This window comes from Mesorhizobium sp. M0598, assembly GCF_040320865.1.
In the GTDB taxonomy this organism is placed as follows: Bacteria; Pseudomonadota; Alphaproteobacteria; order Rhizobiales; family Rhizobiaceae; genus Mesorhizobium.
In genome coordinates this window covers 19,291-31,512 of sequence record NZ_JAMYQL010000026.1, presented here as the reverse complement: position 1 = coordinate 31,512, position 12,222 = coordinate 19,291, and the positions used below count along the sequence as shown (strand labels likewise).

At 56.4% G+C, this 12,222-nt stretch carries 11 protein-coding genes; all 11 read left to right on the top strand.

From position 1 onward, the window contains the following. Positions 1–136 precede the first annotated feature (136 nt). The 11 genes from gmd (at position 137) to NKI59_RS25445 (ending at position 12,036) form a co-directional block, all read left to right on the top strand. Complete coding sequence (gene gmd / locus NKI59_RS25495) at positions 137–1,231, top strand: GDP-mannose 4,6-dehydratase (RefSeq protein ID WP_352707691.1); 1,095 nt, start codon at positions 137–139, stop codon at positions 1,229–1,231. Between the two features lie 21 nt (positions 1,232–1,252). Then, positions 1,253–2,026 (top strand): glycosyltransferase family 2 protein, encoded by a 774-nt coding sequence (locus NKI59_RS25490; protein ID WP_352707689.1) that lies wholly within the window; start codon positions 1,253–1,255, stop codon positions 2,024–2,026. Positions 2,027–2,187: 161 nt separating this feature from the next. Then, a complete protein-coding gene (locus tag NKI59_RS25485) occupies positions 2,188–2,799 on the top strand; it encodes a hypothetical protein (RefSeq protein ID WP_352707687.1) in 612 nt (203 codons plus the stop codon). After that, positions 2,765–3,646, top strand: coding sequence for an O-fucosyltransferase family protein (locus tag NKI59_RS25480; protein WP_352707685.1), 882 nt, complete (start codon positions 2,765–2,767; stop codon positions 3,644–3,646). The genes NKI59_RS25485 and NKI59_RS25480 overlap by 35 nt, the downstream gene beginning before the upstream one ends. Before the next feature lie 603 nt (positions 3,647–4,249). Next, complete coding sequence (locus NKI59_RS25475) at positions 4,250–5,137, top strand: hypothetical protein (RefSeq protein WP_352707683.1); 888 nt, start codon at positions 4,250–4,252, stop codon at positions 5,135–5,137. A gap of 197 nt (positions 5,138–5,334) precedes the next feature. Then, positions 5,335–5,976, top strand: coding sequence for an FkbM family methyltransferase (locus NKI59_RS25470; RefSeq protein WP_352707681.1), 642 nt, complete (start codon positions 5,335–5,337; stop codon positions 5,974–5,976). Continuing rightward, complete coding sequence (locus NKI59_RS25465) at positions 5,973–7,262, top strand: glycosyltransferase (protein WP_352707679.1); 1,290 nt, start codon at positions 5,973–5,975, stop codon at positions 7,260–7,262. Before NKI59_RS25470 ends, NKI59_RS25465 begins: the two co-directional genes overlap by 4 nt. Continuing rightward, positions 7,262–8,785 carry a lipopolysaccharide biosynthesis protein gene (locus NKI59_RS25460; RefSeq protein ID WP_352707677.1) on the top strand — a complete coding sequence of 508 codons (1,524 nt, stop codon included), beginning with the start codon at positions 7,262–7,264 and terminating at the stop codon, positions 8,783–8,785. Before NKI59_RS25465 ends, NKI59_RS25460 begins: the two co-directional genes overlap by 1 nt. A gap of 4 nt (positions 8,786–8,789) precedes the next feature. After that, positions 8,790–10,118, top strand: coding sequence for a polysaccharide pyruvyl transferase family protein (locus NKI59_RS25455; RefSeq protein ID WP_352707675.1), 1,329 nt, complete (start codon positions 8,790–8,792; stop codon positions 10,116–10,118). After that, complete coding sequence (locus NKI59_RS25450) at positions 10,115–11,287, top strand: glycosyltransferase (protein WP_352707673.1); 1,173 nt, start codon at positions 10,115–10,117, stop codon at positions 11,285–11,287. The genes NKI59_RS25455 and NKI59_RS25450 overlap by 4 nt, the downstream gene beginning before the upstream one ends. Continuing rightward, entirely contained in the window at positions 11,284–12,036 is a 753-nt protein-coding gene (locus NKI59_RS25445) for a class I SAM-dependent methyltransferase (RefSeq protein WP_352707671.1), read from the top strand. Before NKI59_RS25450 ends, NKI59_RS25445 begins: the two co-directional genes overlap by 4 nt. Positions 12,037–12,222: the final 186 nt, after the last annotated feature.

The window sequence follows — 12,222 nt, the reverse complement described above, 5'->3', positions numbered from 1 at the left end:
ACGTAGCCAAGCCGCCGCTCACGAGCTTCGCAGGGTGGGGATAACCCCAGCTTTCTTAAAATGGGTATTTTGGAATGTCTAAAGTTACGCTGATCAGCGTTGAAAATACCGTCGTATCGACCTCGGAGAAAGCACAATGACTAGGAAGACCGCGCTCATTACCGGCATCACCGGCCAGGACGGCGCCTATCTGGCGGAACTTCTCTTGGCAAAGGGCTATGATGTCCACGGCATCAAGCGGCGGTCGTCGTCGTTCAATACGGGTCGCATCAATAATCTCTATCAGGATCCGCATGAAAAGAACGTAAGACTGTCGCTGCACTATGGCGACATGACCGATGCCACCAACATCATCCGCATCGTCCAGGAAGTGCAGCCAGACGAGATTTATAATCTCGCCGCACAATCGCATGTCCAGGTGAGCTTCGAGACCGCGGAATATACGGCGAACGCGGACGCGATCGGCACATTGCGCCTGCTCGAAGCCATTCGGCTGCTTGGCCTGACAAAAAAGACGCGTTTCTATCAGGCATCGACGTCCGAACTCTACGGCAAGGTGCAGGAGATACCGCAACGGGAGACGACGCCCTTTTATCCCCGGTCACCTTATGCGGCGGCAAAGATCTATGCCTATTGGATCACCGTGAATTACCGCGAAGCCTACGACATCCATGCCTCCAACGGCATCCTTTTCAACCACGAGAGCCCGATGCGCGGCGAGACCTTCGTCACCCGCAAGATCACGCGCGCGGCTGCCGCAATTAGCCTCGGCCTTCAGGACAAGCTCTATCTCGGCAATTTGTCGGCTGAACGGGATTGGGGACATGCCCGCGACTATGTCGAAGGCATGTGGAGAATTCTTCAGCATGAGGTGCCCGACGATTATGTCCTTGCAACTGGGGTCAAGAACTCGGTCCGCCGCTTTGTGGAGCTTGCGTTCAACGAAGTCGGGACCGAAATCCAGTGGGTTGGTTCCGGAATCGAAGAAAAAGGCATCGACGCGAAATCCGGTGCGGTTCTGGTCGAAGTGGATCCGCGCTATTTCAGACCGACCGAAGTTGAGCTTCTGATCGGCGATGCCTCGAAAGCGGAGCGCGTTCTCGGGTGGAAGGCAACAACGTCGCTGGCGACAATGGTCCAGGAAATGGTCCAGTCCGACCTTGAGACGGTAAAGCGGGAATCGGAACACCGGCGCCTTGACGAGGATAGCGTTCGCGTTGCGGCCCAGTAAGCAGCGTCGGACCGGATTGACATGAAGGTCTCGGTTCTGACGGTCTGCCGGAACTCGGCCGCGACCATCAAGCATACAATCGACAGCTTCTTTGCCCAGAACCATGCGGAAAAGGAACTGGTGGTGGTCGATGGCGGATCGTCAGACGAGACGCTGGCAATAGTCAGGTCCTACCCACAGGACGAGATCCGGCTGATCAGCGAACCCGACAGCGGAATGTATGATGCGCTCAACAAGGGGCTGCGCCTCTATACCGGTGACGCGGTGGGCGTGCTGAATTCAGACGATTGCTTTCACGATCGTGCGGCGCTGGAGCGGATCTCGGTAGGGCTCGAACAGGCCGACATCGTGCATGGCGACCTGGATTTTGTCGAAGACCATCTGAGCAAGCGCGTCGTACGCCGTTGGCGTGCCGCACCCCGGCCCGCCAAAGGTTTTCGCACCGGTTGGATGCCGGCCCATCCGACGTTCTACGTCAGGCGGAAAGTGGCGGAAGCGGTCGGCACGTTCGACCTCAGCCTCAAGGTGGCATCGGATTACGATTGGATGCTGAGAGCGGTCGAGCTCCATGGATTCGAATCCGTTACCACCAACCACGTCTTGGTGGACATGATGGTCGGTGGGGCCAGCACGCGGGGCCTTGGCTCCTATATCGGGCACAACTTTGAGGCGTTGCGTTCGCGACGCAAATGGCTGCGCTCCGGTCCAATCGACTATGCGCTTGTTGCCAAGCCGGTGCGAAAGCTGGGGCAGTTCTTGTCCAAAGCGCAGCACAACAACGGTTCCTTTGTGTGAAGGCAAACCTTGGTTGAAGGTCCGTTCCTTGATGGTCAAGTGCTTGACTGGAATCGGGCGCGACGCCTAGCGGACAATCGCGGAGACGTATATGGATCGAGTCCCCGCGATGTATTGAAGATCATGTATCAACAACATTCCCAAGTGGCAGAAGCCTGACGATGAATGACCCGAAGAGCATTTTGGAGCCGATCGGAGGCTATGCCCTCGATCTCATTGCGAAACTGCGCAACCGACCGTTTGTCCCGCATTCGCTGACGAAGTTGCACAATATGAAAACCTGCAGAGACATGACGGGCGCCCTGACTGCGGTGGAGATTGGTTCCTATAAAGGTGTTACGACAAAACGAATGTCTCTCCTGTTTAGGAACGTGATCTCAGTCGAAATTGACGAAGCACTGTACCTTCAAGCCAGCAAGCGCTGTGCAGGACGGAAAAATGTGGAATTGCTACTCGGTGACGGCGCCAAGCTGCTGCCTGAAATAGCCGCGCGGGTGAACAAGGCGCTTATCTTTCTGGATGGACACTTCAGCGGTGGCGAAACGGGACACGGCGACGAGCCGGAGCCGGTGCTGAAGGAGCTCGATCTCATCGTCCCCTTCATTTCAAATTTTGTGGCGGTTGTGGTCGATGATTTCCGACTCTTCGGCGTCGAGCCGGGATGGCCAATGAAGTCGGAAGTGATCCAAAAGCTGGAAATCCTGTTGCCGGAAACACAATGGAGACTTTCCGTCCTTAATGATCAGTTTTTGGCCGTCCGAAAGCTTGGCTAGATTGGCGTCTAACGACGAACTGACCAGAGGAGGCCTGTGGCATCTGCCGGTTCTTAGCCGTTGGGATGTGGGGGTCGCCCGCTCACCCGGGCCGGGGCTCGGCAATCTTCTCTTTCCGATCGCGCGCGCGTTGATCGGGCAGAAGATTCACGGCGGTGTCTTCGTTCATCCGACTCTGAGACAGCTCAAGCTAGGAACGTTCCTCCGCCGCGAGCGGGACACGCGAACTTACGGCAGCGTGATACGCGGCCGCACGGGTTCTGAGTGGCGCGATTGGGCGCAAGCTCAGTGGTATCCGAAGGTCGACGAAGATGCCTATCGCGGCGAGATCGCTGTTGCTGTGCGCTATTCCGGCCTAAAGCGCTATTTCCACGATCTCACCGGCCATAGCGAACTCGTGTCGGCTTGGCTCGAGGATACGGTCCGCAGCGTCGGAGTCATTAACGACGCCTATGACATCGGGCTCCACATCCGACTCGGTGATTTCGCGCAGTCTGATAGCGCTCACGGGGGCAATAACGTCCGGTTGCCCTTGGATTGGTACCGCGCCGCACTCGCAGAAGCACGGCGGCTCCTTGGCACTGCGACGCCGCGAATTGCGCTTTTCACGGATGGCAACGTGGACTTCGTCAATCGCGAATTGGGTATACAGGATCTTATGATTGATCCGAGCGGCAATGCGCTCACCGCGATGCATAACCTGTCACGGGCACGCGTGGTGATCGCTTCCCGCTCGACGTTTTCGATGTGGGCAGTCTATCTCGGTGGCATGCCGGCGATCTGGGACGGGAAATTTGACCTTCAGCGCAGCTTCCCGGAACGGTCTGGTCTCGACCATCGACTTTAAGGCGGTCGGTTAGGGAATATCCGCTGGCTTGTTTCGATAGGACAGTGAACTGGGCTAAAAATTTGTGTCTGATGATGAACCGAGGGCCATCTAAAGCCCCTATGGACCTCGGCGGATCCAGTGGAAGCCGCCACCGGGTTCGTGGGCGCCATCTTCCTGTTCGGGCACTTGACTCTGGCAATTTTCTCGGCCTCTTCGATGCCGTCGGGACGGCCGCACTTCGATTATCGCCGTTGGGGCCATAACTTTCTTCAAGGAACTCGGACAAGCCATGTTCTCCGGTGCCATTTTGGGCCACTCCGGCCTTTGGATGACGTTCTGCACGATCATAGGACTTTATGCCGCGGAGCAGAGCGAGTTCGGCAGATTGCGACAGATGACATATGGCTGGATGCTGGACCCCGGTACAGTTCCACCGATCCGGGCTGGCAGCAGATATTCAAGACCAAAGTGAGATCAAGTCTTCCAATCTCCGCGGACGAAATCGTTGCGCGTGGCTTCGTAACCGTGGGCTCGCCCGGTGGGCACCGCGAATCCTATGTTGAGACATTATCTGGTATAACAGGACTTACGCGGCTGATCGAACCCCGCGGCATTTCGACATTGAGGACGCTTCTGGCCGCAGACGCAGTGCTGTTTGCCACTCTTGAGGACGACATTGCGTTCTTTTTTGCCGTAACCATTTTGCGCGCCGTCCTCGGTCGCCACACGGTCGCGATCTTCATGAGCCCGCGACGCTGCTTCACCACGGGTTTTAATTCCGTGGTGCGGCGCCTCGCCTTTCGCTTCCTCAAGCGGCTTCGCAGTGTGACCTTGCTCTCGATACTGCCCTTCTATCTCGATCGACGGTTCGCGAGCGTGGCGGACGACTGGATTTACGATCCGCAGTTTTGGGATTTGGACAGCAGGATCGAGAACGCCGATTGGCCTGACAGCGCACTTGCGCAGGACGTGAAACGGAACGCTCAAGGTCGCCCCATCCTCTTGTTTCTTGGCGGACCGTCCGTCATGAAAGGGTTTCCGTTCTTGGCCAAAATCTTGCAAGCTAAGCCAGCCATCACCGACCGGCTGATGATTGTCGTCGCCGGCAAAGTCCCGGAAGATCAGAAGCGGTTCGCAGGGCTGGTGAGCGAGGCTGGCGGCCTGGTGATCGACCGCTATCTGACTGATGACGAGGTTTTGTCTGCAAAGCTGTGCGCAACGTGTCTATGGGCCTGCTACGACCCGTCCTATGATTCTTCTTCCGGGCTGTTCGGCCGCGCCATGCAGCTTGGCAAACAAGCCATTGTCCGGCGAGGATCGTACATTGACAGCATTGCATCGCACCTCAACTATCCGGCTCATCGTTGCGCATTCGGTGATATTGATGAGGGCGTGGCGGTTCTCATGGAAATCGGCGAAGCGGATGCGCCGCCGCAGCCCGACTGTATGGCAATGACATGCCGGGACCAATCGGTGGCACGTTTGCGTGCCGCACTTGCAAATCAATGACTTTGCCGAAGCAACTGGCGGGAATGCCGAACCGCGCCGGTAATGGCCGAAACAAGAAATCCCAAGCTTAAAGATGGAATATCATGGGTCCGCAGACTAAACAGGCTTTACGCGACATCGGCCGACGGTTTGGCCTGGACATCCGGCTGAACGGGCTGAATTCGCGCGACGACCTTCGTTTCATTCATTTCCTGCGCATGCACAGCATCGATACGGTTCTCGATGTGGGCGCCAATCGGGGGCAATTCGCCCAGCAGCTTTTCAAGAACGGGTTTGAGGGGCGTATCATCTCGTTCGAGCCGTTGCCCGACGAGCACGCACTCTTGCTCGAAGCGGCTGCGGCGTTCGGGGACCGATGGTCCGTCGCACCGCGTTTAGCAGTAGGCGACAAAGCGGGCAGGGCGAGCTTTTATGTTACGCAGGGCTCTGCCAGCAGCTCGCTGCTCGAGCCGCTCGGAGGCTTTGTTGAATCGGCCCCGCAGGTCAAGGTGGACAGGCAGATCGAGGTCGAAACCCAGAGGCTCGACGCACTTTGGCCCAATCTTGGTCTGACCGATCGCAAGATCTTCTTGAAGATCGACGTGCAGGGCAGCGAGGCCCTGGTTCTTGAGGGCGCGCGCGCCGTCCTGCCGCACGTCGAGGGCATTCTCGTCGAGCTTTCGCTGGTCGATCTTTATGCCGGGCAATCTTCGGGGATTGTGGTACAGAAGCAGATGGCCGAGCAGGGTTTCGGCCTATGGGACATCTGGATCGGATTCCGCAATCCGCAAACCTGTCGGCTCAACCAAATCGATGCGCTTTTCTTCCGCGACGCCGCTAGAGGTGAGGCTGCTCAGTGAAGATCGTTCAAATCGTCGGTTGCCCTCTTCATTCGGGAGCCGGCAGGGGTATACACGCCTTACAGGAAGCCCTTCTCGGGCGCGGGATCGACACGCGCATCGTTGGTCGTGTCGAATCCGACCTGCCATCAGATATCAAAGCTGAAGCCGCCTCGCTTTTCGCGCGGCTTCCCGTCAGCCTGCGAAATCGCTTTAAGCGATGGCAGGTCAAACGCCGGTTCGGACCTCTGCCGATAAACTTTCAACCCATCGCTCACGGCCTCAGCCTCCACAAATGGCCCACCTACCGGGAGGCAGACCTGATACACATCCAGTTCGCCGGAGCAACGACCCTCGGGTCGCCGCTGTGGCGTGCGCTCCGGGCAGAGACGCGCCCTGTCGTGTGGACGCTACGCGACATGTGGCCGTTCACCGGTGGCTGCCACTTCTCGGGCCAGTGCGAGCGGTTTACAGCAGGCTGCGGCTGTTGTCCCGAATTCGGCGGCGGCGCACTAGACGAAGATATCACAGCCCACGACCTAGCATTCAAGGCGGCACATATCGGCAAGAACATTACTTTCGTTGCTATCAGCGACAGCATCGCCGAGAGGGCGCGGTCCAGCACCGTCCTGAAAGATCGCCATATCCGTGTCATTCCGAACTCTGTGATGCTGGATCGCTTCCTGCCAATTGCCAAGGCAGAGGCTCGGGCAGCACTGGGGCTTCCGAACGACAGAATTATTCTGGCCGCTGGAGCGCTCAATCTGGCGAATCCGCGCAAGGGCAGCGCAACGCTTGCTGCTTTGTTCGCGGCCTATCGCGGAGATCCGCGCCTGCATTTTGCAATCTTCGGACAAAACCTTGAGCAGCTTGTATCCCCGGCGCCGGAGAACTTCACGCAGTTCGGGCTCTTGCACGACGATGTTAAACTTAACAGGATATATGCGGCAGCTGACATCTATCTTATGCCCTCCCTGCAAGAGTCCTTCGGCAAAGTGACAGTTGAGGCGATGGCGTCGGGCACGCCGGTGATCGCCTACGATGGCACGCCGGCGGTGGACATGGTCCGAAACGGCGAAACCGGGTGGCTGGTAGCAAATGGGGACCATGCCAAGTTCCTGGACACCGTAAGACAGGCTTGCGCGCTTCCGAAAGGCGCCCTTGCCGAAATGGGGGAGCGCGCGCGCGCCGACGTTGTCGAGAACTTTTCGCTCGCTAGTGTCGCGGAACGACACATTGAACTTTATCGGGAACGTTTGGGGCAGCAAATCAACGCAACGGCAAGCCGGGGAAGTCCGGTAAACTGATGGCATTGTCAAAAGACTCCGTGCTGTCCAGTGAGCACCTGACGCGCAATCTCGGGAGACGCACGGCATCTGGAGGGATCATAGCCCTCTGCGCTCAAGCTTTGATTCTTCTCACACAATTCGGCTACATGGCGCTGATGGCGCGTTTGCTCCAACCCGATGACTTCGGTCTGGTGGCCATGGCCGCGTCCGCTACTGCGTTTGTTGGAGTCTTCGCCGACTTGGGTCTGTCCATGGTGACCATCCAGCGCAAGGAGGTTGATCATGACACCGTCAGCGCGTTATTCTTCGTCAACCTTGGCGTCGGTTTCGCTCTCATGCCGCTGACGTGGCTCACAGCGCCGGTCGCAACCTGGCTTTTTAATGATCCTCGCGTTTTTCACCTTGTCCTGGTTCTGGCGATCTCCATTCCGATCACTGCGGCCGGTGCGCAGCACAAGGCGCTGTTGATTCGCAACATGCATTGGATGGCACTGCAAGGCGTGAATCTTGGCAGTCTCTTGTGTGGATTTGCTGTCGGTATTGCAATGGCATGGGGCTGGGACTTCAAATACTGGTCGCTCGCTGCGGCGACGCTTACCACGGCCTTTGTTGGCACGGTTGGCCTGTGGACGCTGTCACCCTGGCGTCCGACCAAGGTCGCGAATTGGAAGAATGCACGATCGGCCATTCGTTTTGGGGTCCATTACAGTGGGTCTCAATTCACAAACTACATCAATCGCCAGTCCGACAACGTGCTTGTCGGTTGGAAATCCGGTCCCGGCGAACTCGGATTCTACACCCGCGCCTACTCACTGTTTATGTTGCCAATCACGCTCGTCAGTGGACCAATTGGCTCAGTTATCATTCCAATGCTGAGCCGACTGCAAACCCAACCCGACAAGTGGGCAAGGACCTATCTTAGCGCTATGCGGCTTACACTTATGATTAATGCAATATTGTGTATCCTCATCACAATCAATGCACAAGAAATTGTAGCGCTCGTTTATGGAGAAAACTGGTCAAAGTCAGGTACTATTTTGATGGTACTTTCACTGTCTCTCATTACGAGTATTTCTGGTCAGTTTGGTGGCTGGGCGCTGATCTCTCTGGGCCGAGCCCGCGAGCTATTTGTATTTTCTATCTTCTCGTCGGCTATTCGCTTTGTGGCTTTCTTCTTTGCTGTTCAATGGGGTGCCTCTGGAGTTGCTATCGCGTGGTCGATCACGTCTTGGGTGTTCACCCCAGTGCTTTGGCTTTATGCAACAAGAGATACAGAGCTGAGATTTGCGGACCTTGTGAAGGCGGCAGCGCCCTTCTTCTTTGCTTATATTGTGCTCGTCGCCCTGTTTCGCTTTCTTGGGAGCTCGATCGGCGTGTCATCTGACGTCTTGTCTCTGCTGGCCGGAGGCAACGTTGTATTAAACTCGGCTATAACGATTGTAATCTATGGAATTTTTGTTGTTGCTCCGTATCGTTTCGCCGGTCCAATGTTAGCGGACATGAGGCTCTTCCTGGAAAAAGACGTACACTCAGAGGGCTAGATCATTGAAAATAATTGTTGAAACCACGGTTTTTTTGAACGGCGGAGACGCCGCGATCCAAGTCGCGACAAAACGCATTCTTAAGACCGCGTTCGGAGACGATACAGAGATCGTTTTCGCGGATATGGACGCGCAAGTCGCCGAACGGTATTATCCGGGCAATGACTTTATTGTTTTTCCTTCTATGCGGATTCGGAAGAATATATTTGTTCGATTAATAAATAAATTGACTAAGGGCTGGTTGCAGGTCAATTTTGTTTATTCGATCTTGATTGCCATGATATTTTTGGAACGGCATTTGACATGGTTGAAGTACCCAGGGCATCGAGGCGCGGTTGCCCACGCCCTAAGGGAATACATCGCAGCAGATCTTATTATTTCGACAGGCGGCACGTACCTTTCAAAAAAACATCCGGGGTCCATTGCCCGTCGTCTGCCGGAATATGAGAGAGACATTTATCTTGGAAAGCCGCCCATTTTTTTCACGCAATCGATGGGTCCATTCGGCGATGGCGGCATCTTTCGCCGACTGGCGAGCGTTCTGAGAAAGAGCCCTCTCATACTCGTCAGAGATCGAAAATCCATGGCTTTTGCGAAAGAGCTTATCGGAGATACGGGTAACATTGAGGCAGTGGCAGACAGCGTTTTCGTTCTGACGGATCAAGATAAAATCGAGAAACGGCGCGCGGCATCGCGGGTTGCGACGCCGGGACGGCGGCCGAGGATCGCCGTTTCCGTGCGACGGTGGACGGATTTCGGGGAACGAGACTCGGAGGTTGGCCGAGCGAAATACCACCAATCGGTAGCACGAGCCGTAGTATGGCTCGTGGAGGAGGTTGGGGCCGAAGTGACATTTGTTTCGACCTGCCAGGGGATTCCAGAGTATCCTTTTAACGACTCGGACACCGCACGAGATGTCTGGATATATCTACCAGACCACGTTCGAAGCAGCGTAGTCATCGATTCGCAGTTCAGGGACACTGAAACATTACTTCGCAAGATTGATGAATTCGATGGTGCTATTTGCACACGTATGCACATGTGTATTCTGTGCTTATGTCAAGGCGTCCCAGTCTTACCGATTTGTTACGAGAGGAAGACAGAAGATCTTTTTCGGTCGCTCGGTTTGGAGGAGTACGTTACGCTCATTGATAAGATTGATCCGAATTATTTTCGCAATCTCGTTGAGCGCTGGTGGAAAAATCAGGACTTGATAGCAGAAAGATCCTGGCGGGGGACGATTGCGTTGCGTGACAGTGCTTTGTCCACCGTCGATATTCTCAAAAGCAGAGTTGCACTGGTGGAGTCGCAGCCGGAGGCGGTGCCCTCATGATTGCGGTCATTTCGCAATTCTTCAACACGCCTTCTGAGACATTTATCCGAGATCATGTTCGCCACCTTGCGCCCGGCATGACCGTGCTCATCTGCCAGAATCCTGATGGCGCCGATCAGTTCGGTTATCCGGTTCTTTCCGGGATTCCGCGGCCGTCACGGCTTAGCCGGTTGCCTAGCCGCATTGCCATCCCGGCGCGCCAATGCTGGCGTGCCTATGTCCGTGAGGGACTCTGCAGGAGCGACGAGGACAGAGTTGTCCAATTTCTCAAGGCCCACAATGCCGAGGCCGTTCTTGTTGAGTATCTTACGATAGGTGCATTGTTTGCTTCCGCTTGCCGCCGCGCCGGCGTGCGATTGTATGCCCATGCCCATGGGGCGGATTCGACCGTGATGCCTAGGAAGTACTTGTGGCGACGTCGCTACCGCCGTCTCTTCGACAGTGCGGACGGCATCATCACGCCATCTCGTTTCATCGCCGACCGCCTGAGTCAAATCGGCTGTCCGAATGAGAAACTCCACGTCAGTCCATGCGGAGTTTTGCCCGAGCGCTTCACACTATCGAAGCGCCAAAGCGGTCGGCTGCTCTTCGTTGGCCGGTTTGTTGAAAAGAAATCACCGCACCTCGCGATCGAAGCGTTCGCCCGGATCGCTCCAAGGTTTCCCGAGGCGCGACTTGACTTCGTTGGGGATGGGCCTCTCATGGCGCGATGTAAGGCATTGGTGAGGCAGGAAAACCTGTCGGACCGTGTCGTCTTTCATGGTTATCGAAGCACAGAGTTTGTTCAGGGGATGATGCAGAACGCTGCAATCTTCGTGCAACATTCGGTGACGGCCCGCAATGGAGATATGGAAGGCCTGCCCGTATCGATCCTGGAGGCCATGGCAAGCGCACTTCCCGTTGTAGCGACACGTCACAGCGGCATTCCAGAAGCCGTTGTCGATGGTGAGACCGGCATACTTGTAGACGAGCACGATATTGAAAGCATGGCAAAGGCGTTGGCTAGTCTCTTGGCGGAACCTCACCGTGCTGCCGAGATGGGGGATGCCGGGCGGCAGCGTGTACTGAATCATTTCACGCAACGGCATACGCGCGATCGGCTTCGACATGCCATGATGCTGCCGGCCATGACGGAACCTTTCGACTTCGCTGAGGGCCAGGTTCAATGAAGAATGCCGACCAGTGGAAGCCCACTAAGTTCGAACGGACCGATAAGGGTGTTTGGCGCTCGAATCGGAAGGAAGTACCAGCGCGGTCGCGCTTGATCGCCGACCGATTGGCGTCCGTCTATGCCGCTGCGATCGCTACTCATGCCAACGGCCGTCTCGCCGATCTGGGCTGTGGGGCCGTCCCGCTTTACGGGATCTACCGCGACTATGTCAGTGATGTGTTCTGCGTCGATTGGCCGGGCAGCACGCATGGCGCCGCCTACGTCGACCTATTCGCGGATCTCAACGAGCACTTGGTCCTGGAGCAAGGGAGTTTTGACACGATCATCGCCAGCGATGTTATCGAACATCTGCATACGCCGCAGGCCTTGTTCGACAGTGCAGCCCGGGCCTTGAGGCCTGGCGGTAAGCTGATACTCGGCGCGCCGTTTCTTTACTGGCTGCATGAGGTCCCCCACGATTATCATCGCTACACCCGCTTTGCATTGGAGCGGATGGCGGCGAAGGCTGGCTTAAGCACAATCGAGTTGTCATCCTACGGCGGCGTCACAGATGTTCTTTCCGATCTTGCCACGAAGGCGGTGTCAACTCGGCCCTGGATTGCCGATTCGGTCTATCGGCTCACCGCGCTGATGCGTGCATTGCCTCCTGTCAGGAAATTGGGGCTCGCGACTCGCGAGAGCATGCCGATGGGTTATCTTCTGGTAGCGGGAAAAGTGTCTGCTGCATCGCCTTCGGGGGAAGTCTAAATGCAGCGCGGCCACGACATGGCGGCACCGGACGGTGGCAATATGCGCTGTTTCAAGGCATGGGAGCCGGGCCCTGCTAGTCTCCGACTCCGGCATCTACCCCGCGGCTATGCGCGACGGTGAAACCATTTCAGCGGTTTTCTCGAACTGGCATAGCGACCATTTAGGCCGTTTTGCACCGTGACT